Raw genomic sequence first — 24,314 nt, 5'->3', positions numbered from 1 at the left:
TTTTATAATAAACACAGAGACACGGAGTACACAGAGTATTAAAATCTTTGTGTACTCCGTGTCTCTGTGTTTAACCTACTTACTATGCTCCTCTTTTTCATAAGCCTTTACCTGCTTTCCAACGTCGCGGTTGGGGCGTGGGCGGCCCGACGTGTCACAACATCGCAGGATTTTGTATTGGCTGGTCGTGGATTGCCACTGTTTTTGGCTGCGTCGGTAACCTTCGCCACCTGGTTCGGGTCGGAAACGATTATGGGAGCCCCAGCCATCTTTGTGGAAGGTGGCTTTCTGGCCGTTATCGAAGAGCCTTTTGGATCGGCCTTATGTCTGTTTTTAGTCGGTGCTTTCTTTGCGCGTCCTCTCTATCGGCTCAACATCACCACCTTCTCCGACTACTTCCGTATTCGCTTCGGTCGATCTGCCGAATTACTCTCCGCGATCATTGTAATACCGTCTTATTTTAGCTGGATTGCCGCTCAACTGGTGGCCATTGGTATTGTGCTGAGCGTTGTGACCGATGTTCCGCGCGAGTATTGCATCATTGCCAGTGCTGCCATCGTCATGATTTACACGTTACTGGGCGGCATGTGGTCTATTTCGGTCACGGACTTTTTTCATAACCTGATTATCATTCTCGCCCTCGCCGTACTGGGTGTCATGCTCTGGCAGGAAGTTGGCGGTTGGGAAACCATCGAAAAGCGAACCCCGGCAGGCTTTTTCCGATTACTACCCAACTCGACGGGTAAAGACTGGCTGGCGTATATTGCCGCCTGGATTACTATTGGCCTGGGTTCTATTCCGCAACAGGACGTATTTCAGCGGGTTATGGCGGCTAAAACAGAACAGATTTCGGTTCGGGCTTCCTATCTGGCCTCGGGTATGTATCTGACCATAGCGATGTTGCCGCTGTTCATTGCACTGAGCGCCAAGCTACTTCACCCCGATTTACCGAAAGACAATCAGCTTATTATCCCGAACATGGTGATGCGACATGGTAGTTTGCCATTGCAGGTCTTATTCTTCGGCGCTGTTACCTCGGCCATTTTAAGCGTATCGAGTGGGGCTATTCTGGCTCCGGCAACCGTTTTTGGCGAAAACGTCATGAAGTTTTTCCGACCCGATATCAGTGATCAGGCGCTATTGAAAACCATACGTTGGGCGGTTGTCGTCATTTCGGTTGCCTGTGTCCTGATAAGCACCACCCGCGACACGAACATTTTCGACCTCGTTGGTGAATCATCGGCCTTTAGCCTTGTTTCGCTGTTTGTACCCCTTGCGGCAGGTATTTACTGGAAACGCGCGAATCTGATTGGCTGCCTATGTGCCATGATCATTGGCCTCAGCGTATGGGTCATCTGCATCTGGCAAGCCACCGAAATTTCACCGATGCTTTGGGGATTACTCGCTAGTGCAGTAGCTATGGTGGTGGGGAGTTTAATCCCTTGGGGGAGCGTATCTAAAAACTAAGGTCGTCCGCATCGCCCCTTTTTGCAAAAAATCGTTTTCGATTACCTTATCCTGCACAAAGCCACTCTTTTCCAGCACCCGAATTGAGCCTTTATTGCGTTCATCGCAAGTAGCCTTAATAGTAGTTGCGTTGAACGTATGGATCGCCAGTTCGATCAGTTTACGAGTTACCTCTGTAGCATATCCCTGATTCCAGTAATCGGGATGAAGTATATATCCCAACATGGCTTCAACGGGAGCTTGTTTGCTAATTGCCAGTTCGCAGCCACCTATCTGGCGACCATTTTGTTTTAGTTCAATAGCTAATTCATAAACTAGTCGCGGCTTCTCCGTTTTCCTTTCCTGTACTTCGTCTAAAAACTCCTGCGTATCCTCCAGCGTGTTTGGGCCCCAGGGAGCGTATTGAACGACCACAGGCTGGCTAACATAGGATTGTATCGACTCCAGATCCGTGGGCCGGTAATCCCGAAGAATTAATCTTGATGTTTCAATCTGTTCATCCATACGCTACTGTATGTCAGAATTTCAGCCAAACTATTGCAATACTTAGACATCCAACAATCGCCGATGGTAATTGATTTGGCCACGATGATAGGTCAGGTGCGTAGTTAGATGAACCAGGAAATAGCCCGTTGTTGTCGGCTCTTCGAACACAAGGGTTGGGTATTCAGCCTCAAGTTGTTCGTCAGTTACCATATCGAGTGCTTTATTAACGACATCGATGGTTTCGTCAATCATCCTTAAAAGCTCCGCCTTTGGAATATCCTTTAGTGAAAACTCAAGCTCCCGATGCCGAACGTAGCCTGTTTTACCAAGTTCAGCACCAATGTAGGTATTCAGGTTGCCGATCAAATGCAGGCATAGATTCCCGGCAGAATTGGCGATGCCTTTCTCGATATACCAAAGTTTAGATTCGTCTTTGTACAACTCAATTTCGAGTCTTAACCGCTCAAGGTCTCGGCGGAACAGGGATTTTAGTACTTGTGTAAGCATATGGCTTATTTTTTCAACTTAACACCAGCTATTGAATTCTACAGCTGATTACGACCCCCAATTAAGTGCCGTAGGCACGGGATGTTTGTAGAAAAATGGCCCTCTGAGCCAACTGGCGTGCCATAGGTACGCGATTATGATTAATTATTGCGTACCTACGGCACGCCAGTTGGCTCAGAGGGCCATTTTTCTACAAACATCCGACCGCTATGCGGTCAAAACCTCGTAGTTCACGTTCACTAATATATCAAACAGCCAGAGTCTGTTTGAGCCTTAACCAAAATACTGCTGTTCAATACGCCCAACATAGCCTAGGTACGTCGCTGAAGTAAACCAGGGGAGAATTTTCGCACCGATGTTCGGGTACATATTCAGGCTGGCTAAATCTGATATAGGCTTCCAGACCAGTTCGAGGGCAGTGGTTTCAGCCGGATTCAGCGCGGGATCACCTTGGAGATTTCGAGCGGCAAACACGACGTGCAATACATCGTCGTTGCGCTGGGTGAGTAGCATTTCGCCCGCCAGAACCATTTCGCCAACTTCGACCGATACACCCAGCTCTTCCTGAATCTCACGAACGATGGTTTCAGGGAGGATTTCGCCCCGGTCGGGATTGCCACCCGGCAAGGCAAACACATCCTGATCGCCGTAGCAATAACGCATAAGCAATACTTCGGTTTGATTGGCGTTTTGCCGCCAGATAAGTGCAGATGGACGAACTTTCATAGGGGCAACTTATAAAAGAGCGGTCGTCTTTCCCAATTTATCATCGGAAAAGACGACCGCTCTTTTATTGTCATGCTGACGAAGGAAGCATCTTAAACTTCCCTTACTGACTTGTTAGTGTACCTTAAGATGCTTCCTTCGTCAGCATGACAAAGAAAAAACTAATCCCGCGTGGTTTCAAACAGGAACCAGGTGCGCCGTTCGGTTTCGTCGATGTATACTTCAAGCAGACTTGCGGTAGCTACATCGTTTGCATCATCAGCAATTTTGTGCGCTTCCCGCATCTGCTTCGCCATTTTCCGGTTCTCGCCTTCCAGATCTTTCAGCATGTCATGCGCTGATACGAAATCCTCGTCGTTGTCTTTCACACGCTGTAACTGAGCGATATGCGCGATAGACCGGATGGTATTACCGCCAATCTTTCGAACGCGTTCAGCTAACGGGTCAATGGTGGCGAAGATCTGATCGGCGTGTTCATCGAGCAGCAGGTGATAATCCCGGAAATGCTTACCCGACATATGCCAGTGAAAATTCTTCGTTTTGACATAAAGCGCAAATGCGTCGGCAACCAGTCGATTGAGTGATTCAGCGACTTTTTCGCGACCTTTTTCCTTCAAATCGGAAGGTGTATCTAGTTCATCAATTTCGTTGATAGCTTTCATGAGTCAATCTGTTTTAAGGCACGAAGCCTATTACACAAAGAAAACTCTATGCACCTCGTATTGTTTCTTAAGATGGGATTAAAAACGGATAATTGAAGCCGTATTACAGGTTACTGAAACCGCCATCCAAGATTAAATCACCACCCGTCATGTAGGACGAATCATCGGAAGCCAGAAACAAAAAGCCTTTGGCCATTTCCTCAACGGTACCCGCCCGTTTCATAGGCGTTACGGTAGCAAAAAAGGTATTTATTTCGTCAATCTGCTCGGTTGCCCAGCCTGCCTTTTCAAAGATTGGCGTATCAATCGAACCGGGCGATAACGCATTTACCCGGATGTTTTTGCTAACTAGTTCAGCAGCAAAAGCCCTTACCAACGCTCGTTCCGCTGCTTTTGACGACAAATAGGCTGCTCCACCCGCTATACCTTTATTCGCCACTGTAGACGAAGTAACCACGATTGAAGCGCCGTCATTTAAATAGGGCAGTGCTTTCTGCACCGTAAAAAAGACGCCTTTGTAATTGATATCGCTTATTGTATCAAACATCTCCTCGGTAAAATTTTCCAGTGGAGAAATCATCACGATACCCGCATTCACGATCAGTACATCTATTTTACCGAATGTGCTTTCAACTTTTTTATAGACCGGCTCAATGCTGTTGATATCGGATACATCACTAACGAAGCCAATAGCTCCCTGCCCAATTTCGGCCGTAGCACTCTTAATAGTGGCCTCATTTCGGCCCGTGATCGTAACGTTTGCGCCTTCTTTGGCGAATAATTTGGCGGTTGCAAACCCAATACCGCTATTACCTCCCGTAATTACGGCTACTTTACCTGCTAATTTCTGTGACATTTGTGTGTGTTTTAACGCCACAAAATTGCCAGCAGCGGCAGGGCTTTAAAATGAACTAGCTTAGGAAAAACGCTTGAACCAGTTCAACTTTTTCGCTTAACCTTGTCATGCCTGATTTTAGAAAGAAACTCGGTCGTCATCCCCAAATAGGAAGCAATTGCATATTGTGGCAAACGCTGCGCTGCCGTAGGATAGGCTTCCAGAAAATCAGTATACCGTTCTTCGGCTGTGCGGGTCAGGGCTGAAATAATCCGCCGTTGGTGATAAGCTGCTGTTCGTTCGGCACCAATTCTAAAAAATGTCTCGAATTTATGATTCGCGGCTTTAAGGCGCTGCTCGTTCTCGTAGTCTATTTGCACTAAGGTGCTGTCTTCCAGCGCTACAACGAACAGAGTAGCTGGCTTTTGGTATAAATAGCTGTTATAGTCCGATATCCACCAGTCCTCCAACGCAAACTGTATTGTGTGTTCAGCACCACTTTGATCAACGACATACGATCGTAAGGCACCCTGCAACACATAGCTCCTATGCGTGGCCACAAAATCTGGTTGAATGATAAACTGTTTCTTCTTAACCTTTTTCAGTTTAAAGGCTGCAAGCAGTTCCTGCAGCTCTTCGTCAGTCAACGCAACTCGTGCCTGAATGTGCCGAATGAACGGATCAAGTGCGTCCATTTAAAAACGGGCCATCACCTTCTCCGAAACCGTTTTCCCAATCGACAATGACGAGGTCGCGGCTGGCGACGGGGCATTCACTACATTGATTGCTTTATCGGTTTCCAGGATGGCAAAATCGTCCAGCAAACCACCCGTTCGGTCGCATGCTTGTGCACGAACGCCTGCGCCACCGGGCTCCAAATCGGCTTCCTGAATTTCCGGAATCAATGCCTGTAACGCTTTGGTAAAGGCCGCTTTCGAGAACGACCGATACATCTCGCCCAAACCCGTTTCCCAATATTTAGCAGCTACTTTCTGGAACCCCGGCCACGCGAGTGTTCTCAAATAGCTCTTTTAGATTGATGTCTGACTTTTTATAGCCTTCCCGCTGGAACGCCAGTACCGCATTTGGCCCGGCTTCTACGCCCCCGTGCACCATACGCGTGAAGTGAACGCCCAGGAACGGGAAATTTGGATCAGGAACCGGATAAATCAGGTTTTTAACCAGGTATTCCTTATGTGACTTAATCTTGAAATACTCGCCCCGAAATGGCACAATGCGGACGTCAACGCCACCCGGTTGCGTGAGTTGAGCCATTTTATCAGAATACAACCCAGCGCAGTTAACGACCAGCTTAGTTTCATATCGGCTTTTATTAGTCACAACAATACTCAAACTCGTACCTGGCGTTATATCCTCAACTCGCTCATTAAGACGAATTTCACCACCCAACGCCTGAAACTTCTCAGCGTATTTGTCGGACACCTGCTTATAATCAATGATGCCCGTTTGCGGAACGAACATGCCTGCTACGCCCGTCACGTGTGGTTCAATTTCCCGCATTTCGGCGACTGTCAGCTTTTTCAAACCGCCCAAGCCGTTTTGCTGGCCGCGTTGATAAAGAGTTTCTAGTTGGGGTAGTTCTTCCTGCTTAGTCGCCACGACAATCTTGCCACACAGATCATAGGGGATATTTTCCGCATCACAAAAGTCAATGAGCATTTTATAGCCCTGAATGCAGTTGGTCGCTTTCAGGCTGCCTGGTTTGTAGTACAATCCGGAGTGAATAACCCCACTATTATGGCCGGTCTGGTGGCGGGCTACGGCTGATTCTTTCTCAATCAAAACGACCTTTAGCGCGGGGCGTTGTTGTTTTAGTTGCAAAGCGGTAGCCAATCCTACAATACCACCGCCAATAATGAGTACGTCTGTCATCTCTGGTTAATAAGCAGTTCTGAAGGATTGGTTCGATAGATACGCCATATCTTGGAGATATGGCGTATCTATCGAACCAATCCTTCAGAACAAAGGTACGGCGCAACAGTCAAAAAAAAACGGGTGTGGTTAAACCTCAAAGACTGCGCTCTCTAAGCGATTATTCTTATCGAATACCCATATCGAGTATAAACAACCTTGACTAGTTTCGCGATTGGATTAGTAGGACACTATATCCAACCGCTTATTTCGCTTTACAAGGCAATTGACCCGAGTTTTCTATGACTATTCGACTGGTACTTCCGATAATCGGCCTAGTTCTGCTGTTTAGTAGCTTTGGACCTTCAAGACCAACGACGACGCAGAAGCAAACGAACCGTCCGCCCAATATCATTCTGATTCTGATCGACGATATGGGTTCGGCTGATGTGGGTTGTTATCGATCGAGTAATTCAGCCAGCCAGTTACCACCTACGCCCAACATCGACCGATTGGCCGCCGAGGGCATTAAATTCACCAACTATTATAGCGCGGCCCCGATATGCTCGCCTTCGCGAGTGGGTCTTCTGACGGGAAATGTTCCCGGCAAATGGCGCATTACTTCGTTTCTGGCTGAGCGGAAACACAACCGCACCTGCGAACAAGCCGATTTTCTGGACGCTTCGGCGCCATCGGTAGCCCGTGAACTTAAAACGGCAGGTTATACGACAGCGCATTTTGGCAAATGGCACATGGGAGGTGGGCGCGATGTCGACAATGCGCCCGGTATCCGCCAATACGGTTTCGATGAATATGCCAGTACCTGGGAAAGCCCCGATCCAGATCCACTACTTACGTCGACCAATTGGATTTGGGCTAAATCGGATAGTGTGAAACGTTGGAACCGCACGGCCTACTTTGTTGATAAAACGCTCGATTTCCTGAAGCGTAATCCCAGTAAACCCTGTTATATCAACCTCTGGCCCGACGATGTTCATACACCCTGGGTTCCTGATGAAACAACTCTCAACGAGTTTCCCAAAGGAACCGAAAAGCCGCGCGAATTCAATGCCGTACTAGCCGACCTCGATGTGCAGATTGGTCGGTTGATGGCGGGCTTGAAAGCCTTGGGCATCGACGACAATACGCTTGTTATGTTCACGAGCGACAACGGTGCGCTACCCACTTTTCAGGGAAAACGGTCAGGTGAATTCCGGGGCAGTAAGCTCTCGCTTTACGAAGGTGGCATCCGTATGCCTTTCATTGTTCGCTATCCGGCCAAAACTCCAAAAGGCCGCACTGATAACCAGTCTGTCATAAGTGCAATTGACTTACGGCCTACCTTACTGAGTCTGGCAGGTAAAAAGGGGAGCCGGGGCGACGGCGAGAATGTGGCAGCAGTACTAGTAGGAAAACCAGCTAGTCGAAAAAAGCCCCTTTTCTGGGAATATGGCCGCAATAACGAATCGTTTCGTTATCCGGAAGGTCGCGACAAAAGTCCGAATCTGGCCATGCGAGAAGGAAACTGGAAACTGCTCGTCAACGCCGACGGCTCCGGTGCTGAACTCTATAACCTAAGCACCGACCCCTCCGAACAAACGGATGTATCCAGTCAAAACGCGAAGCTGGTGAACGATTTAAAAGCCAAAGTACTAGCCTGGCGGTCGGGATTGGCAAAATAAACGAGCATAAATACCTTATCGCAACTGGCCTTCGATCCAGTCCAGACCCCGACCGTAGAGCGCGTTGGCAAATCGAACCCGGTTGTCAAAATCAGCATTTGGGGTTTTCCCTTCAGTCATAAACTGGCGAATGAGTCGGGCATTGTCCAGTGCCTGCGGTTGCTCGTAAACTGTTTCTGTTTCGGTACGGAACGTGGCAAAAGCACCTGAGTCCCCTTCAAAATGCTGAAAAAACAAATGTCCTTTCGGGGTTCGAACGGCACATAACACGCCACTCGACCGACTGGTTGACGGAGCCAAACTCCCTTCCAAACCACGTTTTAAGACAATCACACCATCGAAACCGGCCAGCATGGCTAGTTCCGCCATTTTCATTTGGTAGGTAATATGAAATACCGACGTAACCAGAATTTGGGCGTGACAGGGATTCAACACTTTTTCGAGTGTTGCCAGAAAAGGGCGTTTCAGAATAACATGACGACGATCTACCCAACGATTAAGCGCAGGTGACAGGGCTTTTTGATCAAGTACCCAGCCGTAAGACGCCAAGGGCGTATCCAGTTCGTGGTTGCTTTGCAGAAACTGACAACCCAGATTCATGTATAAATCAAGCGCATTGAGCGTAAACTTAGGCCCACCCGAACGGCCAACCAATGAAATAGAGCCATAGCCTCGTCTCTGAAACAACTGAGCCAGCAAAGGCGTAATCAGGTAGCTATTCTCCACACCATCGAAGGGCTCTGCCAATTGAACAAGGGGGCGGTCGGCGCAACTCATCGATCCGAAGCCAGGCGAAAACGTTCGTTCAGCGGCCCGCATCAACCCCTGATACTCCTCATTGGTCTCGTGCCGAACCCGCATGATACTGGCAGCAAGCCCCCGAAACGTTTCGCACCGCCCATCGCTGAATAGATAATCGCCCAGTTGTTCAGCCTCCGTTACCTGAAGGTTGGCACCACGAACCAGTTTGGTAGCAATAGGAAGCATCCCCTCTGGCAAATCGGGGCAAAGTTTGTTAATAAAAAAAGTAGGATGCGAGAAAGCTCCTTTTCCGATTACATCTTCTAGTGTCCGCTCTTCAGGCGTCATTCCTTTCGCTAACAACGCGCCTAAAAAGGCTCCTCGTTGCAAGGGATGAGAAGTAGGATCGGTTAGCGCGACCCGGCATTCAGCTAATAAATCAGGGGTGAGTGGCTTACTACCATACTTACCTATACCAATATGTTTGATACCACGACCAAGCGGAGTATTAGCAGCGGAAACGTCTAGAACCATATTAATAACGGGTTTAATGGGTAATAGGGAGGTAAGTAAAAGTAAGTAAAAAATATTGACTTTTTAACCGATAACCTGGCTAGAATGACCGTTTTACGCCGTTTATTAATCCTTTTATAATTAAAATCCTTTCTCCTAAAGTCGTTGTCCAATTATGACGTCAACAGACTACTTTAGTTTTGGTAGGTCTTGGATAAACTATTCTCTTCGGAGCCTTGTATATCTATTATTTACACGTTTTCTCAGGCCTCTTAGCGTTCATTCTTATCCAGAATAGCCATTCACTTAACCAATTTCGAGCTTTCTTGTTAACTCTTGATGTAGTGGTTAGGCATTCACATCCGTTATAGAAACTGGTTGTCTCATCCTCACCACTCCACAATAATGAAAGAACGACCAAGCTAGAGCAAACCCTCGTACCTTTATCTTCCTAAAAAATAACCATTTCGAACGATTAATGGCAGAACGCATCACCTACGGCAAAACATGGTGGGGCCAGCAGTGGCTAAACGCCCTGACAAGCATCGACATGGCGAACCGCATTCCACGCGGAAAAACCTATGCCAATCAGGGTGCAGTAATGGGGTTACTGATTTCCAATAACCAGATTAGTGCGTCGGTTAAAGGATCAGCGCCCCGACCATATAAAATCAAATTATCAGTCCCTCTCTTTACCAATCAGGAAAAAGACTGGCTACTGACCGAAATTCGTGAGAATCCGGCCATTCTGGCGCAGCTTTTGAACCGCCAGCTACCTCAGGAATTAACCGAGTTTGCCAACAAGCGGGGTATCAAGCTGTTTCCGAAATCGTTTCAGGATTTGACGATGGGCTGCTCCTGTCCTGACTTTGCCATTCCCTGTAAGCATTTAGCGGCTGTTATTTATGTCATTGCCAACGAAATTGACCGAAATCCCTTCCTGGTTTTCCAGCTAAAAGGGTTGGATATTCTGGAAGAAATTCAGAAAGATCAGACCAACGTGCTTGGTGGGAGTATGGGAACCGTTTACTCGTTTAAAGAAATCTGCACCGACGAGCTTCCCGATGACGAAGACTGGCACCCTGATGAAAAAGCCCGTGCCAGTCTGGACTTTTCTGCCATTCCGTCCCTGTCAGAGCAATTATTAGGCTTGCTCTCACCTGATGTTACATTTACTAAAAGTGATTTCCACAAATCACTGACCAAAGCGTATAAGCTATTTAGTAAGCCAATATCCGATATAAAGCCATTCGACCAAGAAGAACACCCCAGCTTCAGCGACAGCATCGAACTACAACTCGATGAGGTGATGGCGGTGAAGAAAATAAGCATGTTCAGTGAGCACGGCGATCCGCGCTCGATCAGTGGTTTTACCTTTAGTGACCTGATTAGCTGGCTCGATACGCTTACCGAAGCCGACTGGCCCGAAATGAGCGACTCGGTGAGGGCGCTGTATCTGACTCGTCAATTCACCGCAGCGTTGCTCCGTCGGGGGGCAATTGTACCTCAATTGTTACGTGTTGGGCCGGCCGAGGAACACTACCGGGTGCGCTGGATTCCGGCAACTCTGAATGAAGCGATCAAACAGGTAACCGATCGGCTCGCCACGCAAATCCCGCCAACGCTCTTAACCGTTCGCTGGCAGAAAGAATGGCTGGCCCTGGCGGATGAGCAACTGGTATTGACGCTCTGTTCGATGTTTCTGCGCAAGGTCATCAAGCCAACAACCATCGAGCTTTGGGAACGATGGCCTCTCGAAGATGCTGATCGCCTATTTTTTGGTATTGAAACCTTACGGTTTGAAGGGTTCGGGCGGAAAGAAATGCCCCTGGCCATGCAACTATGGCTGAACGATTTCTTCCTGACTCACAAGCGATTCGTACCCATTCTGGCCGTAGAAGAGAATGAATATGGCGATGAGTTTCGTATGACCCTGCTCATTCGGGATCGGGAGGCAACTGATACACAAGGGGCAACTACGGCGCCTATTCCGTTGCCGGACTTATTATCTAAGAAAAAGCACGCACCCATTCGCATGGCTGTTTTGCAGGATCTGCTGGTGCTTTCCCGACATTTTCCTGATTTAGCTAAGTTGACCCGGTTGGGTGGAGGTGCTTACCTCTCCTACTCGCCTTCTGAATTTGTACAGGTCCTACTCGATACGTTGCCACGTATGCAGTTGCTGGGCATTGCGCTCTGGTTACCGAAGTCGCTTCAACACTGGGTTCGTCCACAGGTGGGGGCACGGTTGAAAGCGAAAGTCACGGCCGACAATGCCTTCATGCGCTTAGATGATATGCTAACCTTCGACTGGCAGATTGCCCTTGGCGATGAGATGGTCAGCGTAAATGAGTTCCAGAAGCTGGTGGGTCGCACAACGGGTTTGGTTAAAATCAAAGATCAATATGTGCTGATCGACCCAAATGAACTGACCAAACTCTACAAACAACTCGAAAATCCACCCGAGCTAACCGGCTCTGATCTGCTCAAGGCGGCTTTATCGGAGGAATACCGAGGAGGGCGTTTGGGTATTTCGGCCGAAGTTCGAAAGCTGGTCAAACAGTTTACCGAAAGTGCTGCCCAGCCCCTACCCGATGCATTGAACGCTACGCTCCGACCCTATCAGCATCGGGGGTATGACTGGCTCGTCAAGAATACGGCACTTGGCATGGGGAGCTTATTAGCCGATGATATGGGCTTGGGCAAAACACTGCAAATCATTGCGTTGCTGCTCAAATTCAAACAGGAGGGCCGATTTAAAAAGCAGAAAGGGCTGGTTGTTCTGCCAACTACTTTGCTGACGAATTGGCAAAAAGAAATTGCCCGCTTTGCCCCCGATTTACAGGCACAGGTTTATCATGGCCCGAACCGTAAATTACCGGCTACAGGCGATGGATATGATTTACTCCTGACGACGTATGGCGTTGTCCGCAGCGATCAGGACAAGATTAAGAAAACGACCTGGGCAGTGGTGGTTATCGACGAAGCCCAGAATATCAAAAATTCCGATACCGAACAGACAAAAGCGGTGAAAGCCTTAAAAGCCCCCATCCGAATTGCGCTCAGCGGTACGCCCGTCGAGAACCGCTTATCGGAGTTCTGGAGCATTATGGACTTCGTGAACAAAGGTTATTTGGGCGGCCTGAGCAAGTTTAACGAGGAGTTCGGCAAACCCATTCAGCAGGAGCGTGACCACCAGAAACTCGACCAATTCCGACGCATCACCAGCCCCTTTCTGCTACGTCGCGTGAAAACTGACCGAAGCATTATCAGCGACCTGCCCGATAAAATTGAGAATAACCAATTCTGTGCCCTCACCACCGAACAGGCAGCCCTTTACCAAAGCGTTGTTCAGGAGAGCCTACGCGCTATCGAAGAAAAAGACGGCATTGCCCGCCGAGGTCTGGTCCTGAAACTAATGACGGCGCTCAAACAAATCGGCAACCATCCGCAGCAATATCTGAAGAAGAGCAACAGCAAAGATGGCGGCCCATCGCCTGCTCTTTCGGGTAAAGCCACGCTGCTGCTCAGCCTGCTCGAAACAATTTATGCCAACCACGAGAAAGTCCTAATTTTCACCCAATACAAAGAAATGGGTGAGTTGTTATCGCAGTTTATCCAGCAGGCATTCGGTCAACAGCCTCTCTTCCTACACGGCGGAACTTCTCGCCCCGACCGCGATCAGATGGTCGAACAGTTCCAGAAAAATCGTAGCGATCATACGTTTATCCTGTCGCTTAAAGCAGGGGGTACGGGACTGAATCTAACCCAGGCGAACCACGTCATTCACTACGATTTGTGGTGGAATCCAGCCGTCGAATCGCAGGCCACCGACCGGGCTTTCCGCATTGGTCAAACGAAGAACGTATGGGTTTATCGGCTCATGAACCAGGGAACCCTCGAAGAAAAAATCGACGCCATGATCCGCTCCAAACGCGAACTAGCCGACCTCAGCGTCAAAACCGGCGAAACCTGGCTGGGTGATTTGAATGATAAGGAGTTGAAGGAACTGGTGAGTTTAGGGTAAGCTTCCCCAAAACTAAAATTGGTTGAGTCTATTCAGTGAATTAACGTTAATTCACTGAATAGACTCAACCAATTAATGAAATTAGCTTCTAAACCGAGATTTACACCTTCTTCGGATCTGGGTGTACGTAGCCACTACGATACTCTCTGGCAAGCATCTTGGTCGCTTCTTTGTCGCCAACAACCTCGCGCTTCACAGGATCATAGACCATGGGGCGGCCTGTTTCCATCGACATATTCGCAAGGATACAACTAGCCGTTGAAATATGTCCCTGCTCAATATCAGCAATAGGGCGGCTGCTTTTTTCGATAGCATCCAGGAAATTAAGCATGTGCAGGCGCGTAGCCGGAGCAGCATTTAGCTCAATTTTTGGATTGGTGTCTTCCGTAACGTCTTCCGGATATTTCTCTTTTTCATAGACGACATCCATGTGGATTTTCTCGCCCTTTCCATCTGGAATAAAGTCACACTGCATGGTACTACCCCACAAGGTTCCTTTTTCACCGTAGAGCGTAAACGACCAGGGATAATCAGGATTGTTGGCGGTTCCCCAGGTTTTGTGATGCCATACGCAGTTCAGCTCATCATATTCAAACAGAGCAGATTGCGTATCGGAGATGTTCGACTTACCTTCTTTCTGAACATAAATACCGCCGTGCGACGTAATCCGTTTCGGCCAGCCGAGGTTCAGCATCCAGCGAACGGTATCCAACATGTGAACACACATATCGCCCGTGATTCCATTGCCGTACTCTTTGAAAGTCCGCCACCAACGCACGTGGGGTAAGCCATCGTATGGGCGCAGTGGAGCAGGGCCAGTCCACATGTTGTAATCCAGAAAATCGGGGACGGCCTGCACGGGCGGATTTCCATTCGCGCGCATGTGCAAGTCGCAGGACATTTCTACGTGCGATATTTTACCCAGCAGTCCTGCATCAACAATCTCTTTCTTCGCCCTGATCAGGTGAGGGGTGCTTTTGCGTTGCGTACCCACCTGCACAACCTTGTTGTATTTCCGGGCAGCCGCTACCATCGCTTCGCCTTCCATTACGTCTACGCTGATTGGCTTCTGTACATACACGTGTGCGCCCGCTTTTACGCAATCAATCATTTGAAGCGCGTGCCAATGGTCAGGCGTGCCGATCAGGACAATATCCAGTTGGTTTTCGGCCAGCATTTTTTTGTAGTCGCCGTACAGCTTGGGAGTCTGACCCGATTTCTGGCGTTGACTCACCAGTTTGGCCGCACCTGCCAGCATATTTTTATCAACATCGCACAGGGCAACCACCTCTACGGGCGCTACCTGAATCAGGCGAAGTAAATCACTTTTACCGTACCAGCCCGTCCCAATCAAGGCAACTCGATACGCTTTAGGTGGGTGCATCAGATCCAAACCTCTGGCCCCGAAGGCCGTAAGCGCGAGTGAAGCCGTGGTGCCTTGGATAAAACGGCGACGGTTAATATTGAATAGTTCCATGCGAATTAAGAGTTCAGGCAGTAGCCAGGGTTTAAGTGAAATATTAGTTTAAGAGTGCCATGACAGCATCGTTGCCCATAACGGCGCGTGCCGGACGTGGGTGTTCAGGAGTAAAAACTTGCAAATCGGTGGCCGATAATACCGTATTCGGCGTTTCGTCGATTTGACCATCTTTCAGGACACGATTCAAATCCAGTTTCAGGTATTTCGCCAGGAATCGATAGGCCGCAATGCGCTTATTTGGCCCGTAGTCATGGCCTTCGGTTGGCAAATGCACATTTTCGACCTTGTCTTTCGCGCCATAATAACTATATATGTTCTGGACGTATGGGAACTCCACATTCGGCGTATTCTTGGTCCAGTCTTTACCGTCTGATATCATTAACATAGGACGGGGAGCAGCCAGCGCAGCAATGTCGACGTTACTGGTCTGATGCGTAGGTCGTTTATGAATCGGCATTCCACTTTCGCAAGTACAGCCGCCGAAGAAATGTGCCGACACCATCACGGCAGGAACCGAGACTTTTATACGATTATCAAGCGCTGTGAGCAGGAATGTTTGCGTTCCCCCACCCGATTCGCCCGACATCGCAATCTGATCTTTATCAACATCGGGCAAGCTGGTCAGAAAATCCAATGCCCGCATTCCATTTAGCGTTTGTAGTTTCAGAGCTTCTGGAATCTTGTGTTCAGCTTGTTTCGAGTCGCCGTAGCCAATCATATCGTAGGCAAAGACAACCGCGCCCATGCGGGCTAGTGTAGCGCATCGTTGTTGCGTATACTCCATCAGGCGATTGTCCTGATTAGCCCCATGGCCGTGTGGACAAAGAATACCGGGCACTTTCCCCGTTGAATTCAGGGGACGATACAGATTCCCGGTCACGAAAAATCCCGGTAAACTCTCAAAGGCGACATTTTCGATCGTATAGCCATTCATTTTTTTGAGGCTATGACGGATAGGTTGGAGTGAAGCAAACTTCGCTTTTTCGGGTAATTTCATTCCTTCGCGGATACCCTTCCGAATCAACGCTGCCCGAGTTTCCCAACTGGCTTTGTCGTGATAAGTACTGGCAAATGTCTTTAACGCCTGAGCGCCCTCGGCTTCGGTGAAGTAGGCTCCCTGACATAAATCAGGGCGGGCGGGGTTAGGTTGGGCAATGACTCCTGTTAAGCTAATGACGGAACACAAAAGAAAAGCAATCCGGGTTGTCATAGATTTTAGTTCGTTTCGCTAGACACGACAACTAAAAGCGCCCTACTGTAAACTCTTACTCCCTGTATGTCTGGTAATAGAACGCTGATTTTTAGGATTGATATGATTAGTGCCTGTAGCAAAAGTCAGGAAAGAGTCCCTGAACTTAGTTTATTAGCCAAATTCTGACCATGGTAAGTGAGTTTCATAATTTACGTTTATTCGCTTCATAAAGGACCTTTACCATACATAAACTCCGCAGGATCACACCAGCCTGCGGAGTTTACGTATGGTAGAGGTCCTTATTTGGTTACTAAATTGTTTTCGGCGGAGTTGATCGTCAGTCGTCTACTTAATTCTGGAAAACGAATAATGGCCGTTATCCAAACAAAAACTTCTATTGCGGCTGGGAAAGCAATAGCCTGTTGATGTTGTAAATGGGTGGCAATGGCGCCACCTAAATAAGATGACAGCAGTAATGTTCCCAGAATTCCTGTTCTGGGATACAGAAACAGGAAAACCGATAGGATCTCAATGATTCCCAGCAGAGAATATGTTCTGGCAGATAGGCCAAACAAGGCGCTCATCTGTAAAGCATGCCCACTGCCCATAATTTTGTCAATGGCCGATGCGCTAAGCATTAAGCCGATTAGTCCGCTCAATACCCAGCTGATGCTATTTTTTGTCTTTGTTGTCATGCTTTTATTGGTCTGGTTTACTTACAATGCCATACCGCCATCAATAAAAAACGCTCCGCCCGTAATAAACGAGGATACCGTATTATCAGAAAGGTAGGCGACCATTTTTGCTACATCCTCGGGTACACCCATTTTCCGCAAGGGCACCTGACTAATGATCTGTGCTTTCATTCCGCTTAATGTCGCTTCATCCATGCCGAATTTACTTTGCATTTCCGTTTCAGTCGGTCCGGGATTAACCGTATTCACCCTGATCTTTCTTGGCGATAGCTCCTTTGCTGCGATTTTTGCCAAATGGCTTACCGCAGACTTACTGGCCGAATAAACAGAACTACTCTCCATAGCCAAGGCAGTATTACCCGAGGCCAAAAAGACAACAGAAGCACCGTCATTCAGAATAGGAAGGAATTTTTGAAGCGTAAAAAAGCTGCCTTTGAAATTGACATTCACCATCGTGTCAAATTGTTCTTCTGACGTAAATTCAATCGGCGCAAAGAAGGCAACACCGGCGTTGATAAATAAAACATCTACTTTACCGAACGAATCGTTTATGTCCGTTACCAGCTTGTCAATATGCTGCAAATTTGACTGATCCGTTAGGATGCCCTGTACGCCAAGTTCTTTCGACGCTTTCTCCAGGGCCTCTTCCCTTTTTCCTGTTATAATGACAGTAGCACCCTGCGATTTAAATTCTTTTGCGGTTGCATAACCAATACCACTATTGCCTCCGGTGATGACAACCACCTTATTTTCGAATTTTTCCATTTTGAACGAGTTAAATTAGGCTGCAAAAGTGGATCTTTACCAGAGTACATTTGTTACTAATTACAAAAAGGTAACTAGTTACAGTAAGGATAGTATATGAAAGATAAATCAGACGTAACCTGCCAAAACGTGCATTCAGCTATTCAGGACACGCTATATGTTGTGAATGGGAAGTGGAAATTGTTAATTCTTTCCATCTTGATTAATGAGGGAACCAAGCGATTTGGGGAACTGGCCAGAGCGTCAGGCATTTCGCCCAGGATATTATCCAAAGAATTACACGAACTTGAACTCAATCAATTGGTTAGCAGGCAGGTTTGTAATACAAAACCTGTTACCGTCGAGTATTCGTCAACCGATTATGCAGGAACGCTTAAGGAAGTAATTGATGCTATGATTCATTGGGGCCAAAACCACAAAAGAAAGATTGTTGGCAGTTAACTTAATGGATATAAGCTTATATACCAATACTGCTTGTTGACAATCACTTGTTTCTGAAAGCATTATACCATCCCAAGATTATATCAAAAGGAAGAATCCGTGCCCTCTATCTCACTTCACCGTTGATCCACGAATAATCAGATTAGTCGGCAACACGATTCGTTCAGGCTGAAACTCGTCTTCTTTGGTCAGCAACTGCCGAACTAAAACCTGAGCGGCTTGCTGGCCAAGTTCAGTAACAGGTTGGGAAATGGTGGTCAGACCGGGTTCAATAACCGCCGAAATCGGATCATCACTAAACCCAATAAGCGCCAGATCATCAGGAACACGAATACCCCGGCGTTTGGCAACGCTCAACGCTTCGAGCGCGGTGGGATCGTTTATAGCAAACAACGCATCGGGTGGATTGGGCAGATTTAACAGATGGTTTACGTAGATGTTTGCCTTGTCCAGATTCAGATCATAGGAAATGATCAGCTCGGGATCAACGGGGATTCCGTACTTGGTTAAAGCGTCGCGGTAGCCATTGAGCCGATTGCGGCTGTTCGTAAGCGTGTCGGGGCCAGCCAGATGCGCAATGCGTCGTCGACCCGTTTGAATCAGGTGCTCAACCGCCCGGAAAGCACCGTTATAATCATCTACCGTCACATTCGATACGTTCATTTCTTCGCAAACCCGGTTGAAAAACACGACAGGGATTCCTTTGCGCTGAAAAATCTTGAAGTGGTCGAAGTTGCGGGTTTCCTTCGTATGCGACACAATCAGTCCATCCACACGGCTGGCTAATAAGGCTTTCGCGTTCGACACTTCCGTTTCGTAGGATTCATTCGAGTGACAGATAACCACATTGTAGCCTAATCGGGCTAGTTCTTCCTGAGCGCCAATGATCACTTTTGGAAAGAAATAACTGATAAACTCCGGCACAATAATCCCCACCGTACCCGTCCGATTGGTCAGCAGTGAAATGGCCAACTGGTTTCGCTGATAATCCACCTGAGACGCCATATCGAGGATACGCTGTCGTGTTTTCCCGTTCACATTCGGGTGTCCCGTCAATGCTCGCGACACCGTCGATTTAGAAATTCCTAAAGCACGGGCAATGTCAATGATTGTTGTCTGATGCGTTGCCATAATCAGTAAAATATAATTTTTCTAATTTTTAATCTCTCCTTAACTTCACTTAGCTATATCAGCTGTTGCAATTTCAGCAAATTTATTGGGAACATTCCCAAAATTTTGGGAATGTTCCCAATAAAAAAAGTCAATAAATTCTTTGCAGAATCACTACTCAGGGTTAACATCGAATAAGTATTCAAAAAAGTCATCTATTCATGCTATTTCCAGAACAAGTAATACTAGGATCACTTTTTTGACACAAATAGATCTTATCAATCACCACCTGAAATAATTTTGTACTTTTTTAATTTTTAACCATTCCTAAATCGATCGGGCAGTAGTGCTGCTTTACTTATGAAATCTATTCTACTATTACGAAGCATGATCGGGCTGGTTTGTCTACTGCTAATCACGTTGGTGAGTCAGGCACAGTCAACTCGTACCCTGACAGGGCGTATTACCGATGCCACAACCAACGGAGGGCTTCCCGGTGTTAACGTCCTTGTGAAAGGAACCTCGCAAGGAACTACCACCAATGCGGATGGTCAATACACGCTAAACGTGCCAGCCAATGCGGCTACATTAACCTTCTCCTTTATTGGCTATGTATCGCAGGATGTGGAGATTGCCAATCGGAGCACCATCGACGTCAGCTTAAAAGCCGACGACCGGTCACTGAACGAAGTGGTTGTGGTTGGTTACGGAACTCAGCGTAAGATTGAAACCACCGGCTCCATTGCTTCGGTGAAAGCCGCTGACCTGGTACAAACGCCAGTAGCCAACGTGGCACAAGGCTTACAATCGCGGGTTGCCGGGGTTCAGGTAAGCCAGAATACGGGAGCACCGGGTGGTAATATCAGTGTCCGGATTCGGGGCACAAACTCGATCAACGGGAGTTCTGAACCGCTGTATGTTGTGGATGGTATCCAGATTTCCAATAGCGGTGGCATCAATGATGTTAGTCCATTGTCAACTATCAATCCGAACGATATTGAGTCGGTGGAAATCCTGAAAGATGCCTCGGCATCAGCCATCTACGGCTCTCGGGCGGCTAACGGCGTTGTGCTGATTACGACCAAACGGGGTAAAACGGGTGCTACTCGTGTGACATTCGATAGCTATTACGGCGTCCAGAAAGTCAATAAAACCTTACCTGTTTTGAACGCGGCTCAGTTTGCCCAGTTGGAAAACGAGGTGTTCAAAAATAATTTCTATCCCGATCCGGCATCGTTGGGCGAAGGCACGAACTGGCAAAGTCTCATTTTCCGTCAGGCACCCATCCAAAACCACCAGTTGTCGATTAACGGTGGCAACGAAAAAACCCAGGTGGCCCTTTCGGCTAACTATTTCAATCAAGACGGTATTATTATCAACTCGGCCTTCAAACGCTACTCCTACCGACTGAATGTTGACCACCGGGTGAGTAAACTACTGAAAGTAGGAACCAGTCTCTTAGGCAGTTACGCGATTAACTCGGGGGTTACGACAGGTTCTGAAACGATTGGCGATGCAGGCGTTGTAACGGCTTCTATCCTCGGCGCGGCCATTGGCGCACCACCAACACTGGTTCCTTACCGTGCCGACGGAACGCTTTTCCCATTTGGTGAGCAGGCCGGTGGTCAATATCGGGAAGTTACCAATCCGCTGAACTTTGCCAGCGTCCTGAACCGGAACGCTATAAAGCGGACGCTTGTCAATTTATACGCTGACTTTAGTATTCTGAAAGGGTTGACGTACCGGGCATCATTCAACGTGGACCTGCAAAGCAGCCTGCGCGATGGGTATTCGCCCCGGTCAATTGTTAATAAGGCAGATTTGAATGACAATTCAGGTTCTGGGTTTAAAGTGAATACCAACGGGCTGGCGTTGCTCCACGAAAGTATCCTGACGTATAGCACGATCTTCAACCAGCATCATTCGTTTAAAGCGACGGCTGTTGTGGCTTCCCAGTCGGAAGACAATAACTCCAACCAAATCAACGCTACAGGCTTCCCGAACGATGCTACTCAAAACGAAGCTCTGCAACTGGCCCTAACCCGTACGGTTACCAGCAGCCGAAGCCGCACGCGTCTGGATTCGTACCTGGCCCGGATCAATTATGGATATAAAGACAAATACTTCCTGGACTTGACCGCTCGGGTCGATGGGTCGAGCAAATTCGGAGCCAACCACAAGTATGGTCTGTTTCCGGCCGTTTCGGCCGCCTGGCGGATCATCGAGGAACCATTTGCCAAGAACATTTCCTGGCTTTCGGATTTGAAACTGCGGGGTAGTTACGGTATTACCGGAAATGCCGGTGGCCTTAACCCGTATCAATCGCTGGCAACGGTCTCGGCTCCTAACCCTGGCAGTGATTACAACATTAATCACACCTACATGATTGGCATTAACCCATCAGGCATTGCCAACCCCGATTTACGTTGGGAAAAATCGGCTCAGGCGGATATCGGCCTTGACATTGGTTTACTCAATAACCGCATCAGCATCATTGTGGATGCGTACCACAAAAGCACGAAAGACTTACTGTACGTGAAAGGCCTGCCATTGAGTTCGGGCTACGGCACGATTACCGGCAACTTTGCCTCCCTGGAAAACAAGGGGCTGGAGTTCGCCGTAAATGCCCGGATACTGGAAGGCCCACTGAAATGGAGTGTTTCTGGTAACCTGACCATGAACCGGAATAAGGTGCTGGATCTGGATGGCGGCACTACGCAGGAACGGTTCATTACAGCTTATTCAATATTGAAAGTTGGCCAGCCACTCGGCGTTTTCAAGACCTATGTTTACGACGGCATCAACCAGACAGGTGAGTCAATTCTGCCCGGCTACGACGGTCGTTTGGGTGGCTTGAAAGTGAAAGACATCAACGGCGACGGTACTATTTCGGCTGCCGATCAGGTGATTACCGGCAATCCAAATCCGAAATTCATTTATGGATTTTCGACCAACCTGTCCTTCAAAGGCTTTGATCTGAGCATGTTCCTGTCGGGTTCACAGGGTAATGACATTTACAATGCTGCCCGCCTGTCGTTTGAAATGCCATTGGGGCAACGGAATCAGTTGGCAGGACTTGCTAACCGATGGTCAGCCACCAATCCGAGCAATCAATACGTGAGTGGTTTTCAGGCCGGTCGTCTGCCCGTGACGAGTCAGGTAGTTGAAGATGGTTCGTACCTGCGGTGCAAGAACCTGACGCTGGGCTACACACTACCCCGCATCAAAGGACTTCAGCAAATACGAGTGTACGTGAGTACCAACAACCTGTTTACGATCACGAAATACAGCGGTTTCGATCCGGAAGTGAATACCTACGCCGGTTCAAATACCGCCATTGGTATCGACAATCTGGTGTATCCACAAGCTAAATCATTCCTGGGCGGTCTTCAGGTAACATTCTAAACGATTGAATGACTGAGTGATTGAATTGTTGAATGGGTTAAGTGCTCCAACAATTCAATCAGTCAATCATTCGACAATTCAATCATTGACTGATCTCATGAAAAAGATACTCATTCCTATACTAGTTGCCTTTGGTCTGGCTTCCTGCCAGTTGGACGAAACCATTTATTCGTCCATTTACACCGAAGCCTTTTACAAAACGGCCGCCGATGCGGAGAAAGGGCTCATTGCGGCTTACGATCCGTTCGCGGATATGTACAGCGGTCCGGCCGGAACCCTGATCGCTGACTTTAGTGACGATCAGACCTACCCGCGTGGTGTGGTAGGCCGGAATACATTGACGCTCTTTACCTACGACGTAAACTACACGACGCAAAAGAGTAATTCACGGGTTAATGAAGCCCCTCAGCAAATCTGGACATCGGGTTACGACGGCATCGAGAAAGCCAACTGGATCATTGCCAAAGTTCCGGCAGCAGTGATGGACGAAACCCGCAAAAAGCAGATCATCGGCGAAGCCTATTACCTGCGGGCATTCTACCTCTGGATGCTTACCAAAAACTTCGGCGATGTCGTTATCAAAACCACACCCAGCTATTCACAAACGGATGCTATTGTTGGCAAAAGCCCTAAAGCCGATGTTTACAAGCAGATTTATGCCGATTTAGATCAGGCGTTTAACGCTGGTTTACCATCGTATCCGGCGGTTGATAAAGGCCGTCCGTCGAAAGAAGTGGTGAATGCATTGTACGCAAAAGCGGCTTTGTATAACGAAGATTGGGCCAAAGCACTAGAAAAAGCGCAGGCGGTGATCACATCGGGCAAATACTCGCTGATGCCGGATGTCCGCAATGTGTATAAATACGACCAGGAAGATGCAGCTCGCGTCGAGAATATGTGGGCCTATGAGGTTGACCCGGTTTCGCCGGGTCGGTCGCACCAGTTGACGGGTCTGTGTGGCCCCCCTGCCAGCGCCGGACCCGAATACGGCAAAACGACCTTCGGTTCGATGTTCGCCTATCAGTCGTTCTACAATTCATTCAACCCGCAGGACAAGCGCCGACTGTTGCTCGACACGACCTACGTAGATAAAAATGGCAAAACTATTCCCCAGAAGAGCATTACGCCCATTACAACCGACGGTGTATTGATCAAGAAATACCAGGACCCGGTTTCAACGATTGGTTTGATTCCGAACATACCGATTCTCCGTCTGGCCGATATGTACCTGATTGCCGCCGAAGCCGAAGCTCGCTTGAACGGTGCTACAACGGTAGCCTATGGTTACGTCAACACCATTCGCAAACGGGCCGGTCTAGCTGATTTACAAACGGGTCTTAGCAAAGATGCTTTCATCGACGCTGTTCTTCAGGAACGAGCCTGGGAGTTTTTCGCCGAAGGCGACCGCTGGTACGACCTCACCCGTACGGGCAAATACCTGACGGTTATTCCGAAGGCTGTCAACACCGTTTATCCAGTCCGAAACGTAACGGCGAAGAACAAGTATTTCCCGATTCCGCAGGATGAACTGAATGCAAATCCGAAGCTGGAGCAAAACTCAGATTGGAAGTAAGAGGCCTTTTTTGTCATCCCGACGTTAGGAAGGATCCGCTCCGGCGGCCCGGTCAAGTTGCGTAATAGCCAAGCTTGAGATCCCTCCTAACGTCGGGATGACAAAAATGAGCCTCCTTGATACTAGATTAAAAGC

At 48.2% G+C, this 24,314-nt stretch carries 18 protein-coding genes and 1 pseudogene; 6 read left to right on the top strand and 13 right to left on the bottom strand.

Annotated elements, in window-relative coordinates; all coding sequences use genetic code 11:
* Positions 1–84: 84 nt before the first annotated feature.
* The gene (locus H3H32_RS30740) at positions 85–1,467 is read left to right on the top strand and encodes a high affinity choline transporter 1 (RefSeq protein ID WP_182459566.1); all 1,383 of its coding nucleotides are present in this window, start codon (positions 85–87) and stop codon (positions 1,465–1,467) included.
* On the opposite strand, the gene H3H32_RS30735 is transcribed toward H3H32_RS30740, so the two are convergent.
* The 7 genes and pseudogenes from H3H32_RS30735 to lhgD form a co-directional block, all read right to left on the bottom strand.
* Complete coding sequence (locus tag H3H32_RS30735) at positions 1,435–1,971, bottom strand: GNAT family N-acetyltransferase (protein ID WP_182459565.1); 537 nt, start codon at positions 1,969–1,971, stop codon at positions 1,435–1,437. The two genes, H3H32_RS30740 and H3H32_RS30735, sit on opposite strands and share 33 nt — an antisense overlap.
* 42 nt (positions 1,972–2,013) lie before the next feature.
* Complete coding sequence (locus H3H32_RS30730) at positions 2,014–2,460, bottom strand: DinB family protein (RefSeq protein ID WP_182459564.1); 447 nt, start codon at positions 2,458–2,460, stop codon at positions 2,014–2,016.
* Between the two features lie 273 nt (positions 2,461–2,733).
* Positions 2,734–3,186, bottom strand: coding sequence for an NUDIX domain-containing protein (locus H3H32_RS30725; RefSeq protein ID WP_182459563.1), 453 nt, complete (start codon positions 3,184–3,186; stop codon positions 2,734–2,736).
* 161 nt (positions 3,187–3,347) lie between these two features.
* Positions 3,348–3,848 (bottom strand): Dps family protein, encoded by a 501-nt coding sequence (locus tag H3H32_RS30720; protein ID WP_182459562.1) that lies wholly within the window; start codon positions 3,846–3,848, stop codon positions 3,348–3,350.
* A 103-nt stretch (positions 3,849–3,951) separates the two neighbouring features.
* Positions 3,952–4,704, bottom strand: coding sequence for an SDR family oxidoreductase (locus H3H32_RS30715; RefSeq protein WP_182459561.1), 753 nt, complete (start codon positions 4,702–4,704; stop codon positions 3,952–3,954).
* 83 nt (positions 4,705–4,787) lie between these two features.
* A complete protein-coding gene (locus H3H32_RS30710) occupies positions 4,788–5,378 on the bottom strand; it encodes a Crp/Fnr family transcriptional regulator (RefSeq protein WP_182459560.1) in 591 nt (196 codons plus the stop codon).
* Positions 5,379–6,576 (bottom strand): annotated as a pseudogene (gene lhgD / locus H3H32_RS30705) (L-2-hydroxyglutarate dehydrogenase).
* Between the two features lie 281 nt (positions 6,577–6,857).
* On the opposite strand from lhgD, the gene H3H32_RS30700 reads away from it, so the two are divergent.
* Positions 6,858–8,237, top strand: a complete 1,380-nt coding sequence (locus tag H3H32_RS30700) for a sulfatase-like hydrolase/transferase (protein WP_182459559.1) — start codon at positions 6,858–6,860, stop codon at positions 8,235–8,237.
* Positions 8,238–8,252: 15 nt separating this feature from the next.
* On the opposite strand, the gene H3H32_RS30695 is transcribed toward H3H32_RS30700, so the two are convergent.
* Positions 8,253–9,512 (bottom strand): anthranilate phosphoribosyltransferase, encoded by a 1,260-nt coding sequence (locus tag H3H32_RS30695; protein WP_182459558.1) that lies wholly within the window; start codon positions 9,510–9,512, stop codon positions 8,253–8,255.
* A gap of 457 nt (positions 9,513–9,969) precedes the next feature.
* On the opposite strand from H3H32_RS30695, the gene H3H32_RS30690 reads away from it, so the two are divergent.
* Positions 9,970–13,518, top strand: coding sequence for a DEAD/DEAH box helicase (locus H3H32_RS30690; protein ID WP_182459557.1), 3,549 nt, complete (start codon positions 9,970–9,972; stop codon positions 13,516–13,518).
* Between the two features lie 100 nt (positions 13,519–13,618).
* On the opposite strand, the gene H3H32_RS30685 is transcribed toward H3H32_RS30690, so the two are convergent.
* From H3H32_RS30685 to H3H32_RS30670, 4 genes are all read right to left on the bottom strand, one after another.
* Positions 13,619–14,995, bottom strand: coding sequence for a Gfo/Idh/MocA family protein (locus tag H3H32_RS30685; RefSeq protein WP_182459556.1), 1,377 nt, complete (start codon positions 14,993–14,995; stop codon positions 13,619–13,621).
* Positions 14,996–15,038: 43 nt separating this feature from the next.
* Positions 15,039–16,208 carry an alpha/beta hydrolase family protein gene (locus tag H3H32_RS30680; protein WP_182459555.1) on the bottom strand — a complete coding sequence of 390 codons (1,170 nt, stop codon included), beginning with the start codon at positions 16,206–16,208 and terminating at the stop codon, positions 15,039–15,041.
* Positions 16,209–16,489: 281 nt separating this feature from the next.
* Entirely contained in the window at positions 16,490–16,885 is a 396-nt protein-coding gene (locus H3H32_RS30675; RefSeq protein ID WP_182459554.1) for a DoxX family protein, read from the bottom strand.
* A gap of 21 nt (positions 16,886–16,906) precedes the next feature.
* Positions 16,907–17,650 carry an SDR family oxidoreductase gene (locus H3H32_RS30670; protein ID WP_182459553.1) on the bottom strand — a complete coding sequence of 248 codons (744 nt, stop codon included), beginning with the start codon at positions 17,648–17,650 and terminating at the stop codon, positions 16,907–16,909.
* A 96-nt stretch (positions 17,651–17,746) separates the two neighbouring features.
* Here H3H32_RS30670 and H3H32_RS30665 point away from each other — a divergent pair, with 96 nt between their 5' ends.
* Positions 17,747–18,091: a winged helix-turn-helix transcriptional regulator gene (locus tag H3H32_RS30665; protein WP_182459552.1), complete on the top strand. Its 345-nt coding sequence runs from the start codon at positions 17,747–17,749 to the stop codon at positions 18,089–18,091.
* Positions 18,092–18,202: 111 nt separating this feature from the next.
* On the opposite strand, the gene H3H32_RS30660 is transcribed toward H3H32_RS30665, so the two are convergent.
* Positions 18,203–19,222, bottom strand: coding sequence for a LacI family DNA-binding transcriptional regulator (locus H3H32_RS30660; protein WP_182459551.1), 1,020 nt, complete (start codon positions 19,220–19,222; stop codon positions 18,203–18,205).
* A gap of 339 nt (positions 19,223–19,561) precedes the next feature.
* On the opposite strand from H3H32_RS30660, the gene H3H32_RS30655 reads away from it, so the two are divergent.
* Both H3H32_RS30655 and H3H32_RS30650 read left to right on the top strand, forming a co-directional pair.
* Entirely contained in the window at positions 19,562–22,606 is a 3,045-nt protein-coding gene (locus H3H32_RS30655) for a SusC/RagA family TonB-linked outer membrane protein (protein ID WP_182459550.1), read from the top strand.
* Positions 22,607–22,703: 97 nt separating this feature from the next.
* Positions 22,704–24,179 carry a RagB/SusD family nutrient uptake outer membrane protein gene (locus tag H3H32_RS30650; protein ID WP_182459549.1) on the top strand — a complete coding sequence of 492 codons (1,476 nt, stop codon included), beginning with the start codon at positions 22,704–22,706 and terminating at the stop codon, positions 24,177–24,179.
* Positions 24,180–24,314: the final 135 nt, after the last annotated feature.

Origin of the sequence: Spirosoma foliorum (assembly GCF_014117325.1) — a bacterium.
In the GTDB taxonomy this organism is placed as follows: Bacteria; Bacteroidota; Bacteroidia; order Cytophagales; family Spirosomataceae; genus Spirosoma; species Spirosoma foliorum.
Note: the sequence above shows the minus strand (reverse complement) of the source record. Positions and strands in the feature narration are given on the sequence as shown.

What these genes read in the sequence shown, in the direction of transcription:
- H3H32_RS30695 (WP_182459558.1), bottom strand. Translation starts at nt 9,512, where the DNA reads ATGGTTCTAGACGTTTCCGCTGCTAATACTCCGCTTGGTCGTGGTATC.
- H3H32_RS30660 (WP_182459551.1), bottom strand. Translation starts at nt 19,222, where the DNA reads ATGGCAACGCATCAGACAACAATCATTGACATTGCCCGTGCTTTAGGA.
- H3H32_RS30730 (WP_182459564.1), bottom strand. Translation starts at nt 2,460, where the DNA reads ATGCTTACACAAGTACTAAAATCCCTGTTCCGCCGAGACCTTGAGCGG.
- H3H32_RS30715 (WP_182459561.1), bottom strand. Translation starts at nt 4,704, where the DNA reads ATGTCACAGAAATTAGCAGGTAAAGTAGCCGTAATTACGGGAGGTAAT.
- H3H32_RS30655 (WP_182459550.1), top strand. Translation starts at nt 19,562, where the DNA reads ATGAAATCTATTCTACTATTACGAAGCATGATCGGGCTGGTTTGTCTA.
- H3H32_RS30680 (WP_182459555.1), bottom strand. Translation starts at nt 16,208, where the DNA reads ATGACAACCCGGATTGCTTTTCTTTTGTGTTCCGTCATTAGCTTAACA.
- H3H32_RS30740 (WP_182459566.1), top strand. Translation starts at nt 85, where the DNA reads ATGCTCCTCTTTTTCATAAGCCTTTACCTGCTTTCCAACGTCGCGGTT.
- H3H32_RS30735 (WP_182459565.1), bottom strand. Translation starts at nt 1,971, where the DNA reads ATGGATGAACAGATTGAAACATCAAGATTAATTCTTCGGGATTACCGG.
- H3H32_RS30670 (WP_182459553.1), bottom strand. Translation starts at nt 17,650, where the DNA reads ATGGAAAAATTCGAAAATAAGGTGGTTGTCATCACCGGAGGCAATAGT.
- H3H32_RS30650 (WP_182459549.1), top strand. Translation starts at nt 22,704, where the DNA reads ATGAAAAAGATACTCATTCCTATACTAGTTGCCTTTGGTCTGGCTTCC.
- H3H32_RS30725 (WP_182459563.1), bottom strand. Translation starts at nt 3,186, where the DNA reads ATGAAAGTTCGTCCATCTGCACTTATCTGGCGGCAAAACGCCAATCAA.
- H3H32_RS30720 (WP_182459562.1), bottom strand. Translation starts at nt 3,848, where the DNA reads ATGAAAGCTATCAACGAAATTGATGAACTAGATACACCTTCCGATTTG.
- H3H32_RS30675 (WP_182459554.1), bottom strand. Translation starts at nt 16,885, where the DNA reads ATGACAACAAAGACAAAAAATAGCATCAGCTGGGTATTGAGCGGACTA.
- H3H32_RS30700 (WP_182459559.1), top strand. Translation starts at nt 6,858, where the DNA reads ATGACTATTCGACTGGTACTTCCGATAATCGGCCTAGTTCTGCTGTTT.
- H3H32_RS30685 (WP_182459556.1), bottom strand. Translation starts at nt 14,995, where the DNA reads ATGGAACTATTCAATATTAACCGTCGCCGTTTTATCCAAGGCACCACG.
- H3H32_RS30690 (WP_182459557.1), top strand. Translation starts at nt 9,970, where the DNA reads ATGGCAGAACGCATCACCTACGGCAAAACATGGTGGGGCCAGCAGTGG.
- H3H32_RS30710 (WP_182459560.1), bottom strand. Translation starts at nt 5,378, where the DNA reads ATGGACGCACTTGATCCGTTCATTCGGCACATTCAGGCACGAGTTGCG.
- H3H32_RS30665 (WP_182459552.1), top strand. Translation starts at nt 17,747, where the DNA reads ATGAAAGATAAATCAGACGTAACCTGCCAAAACGTGCATTCAGCTATT.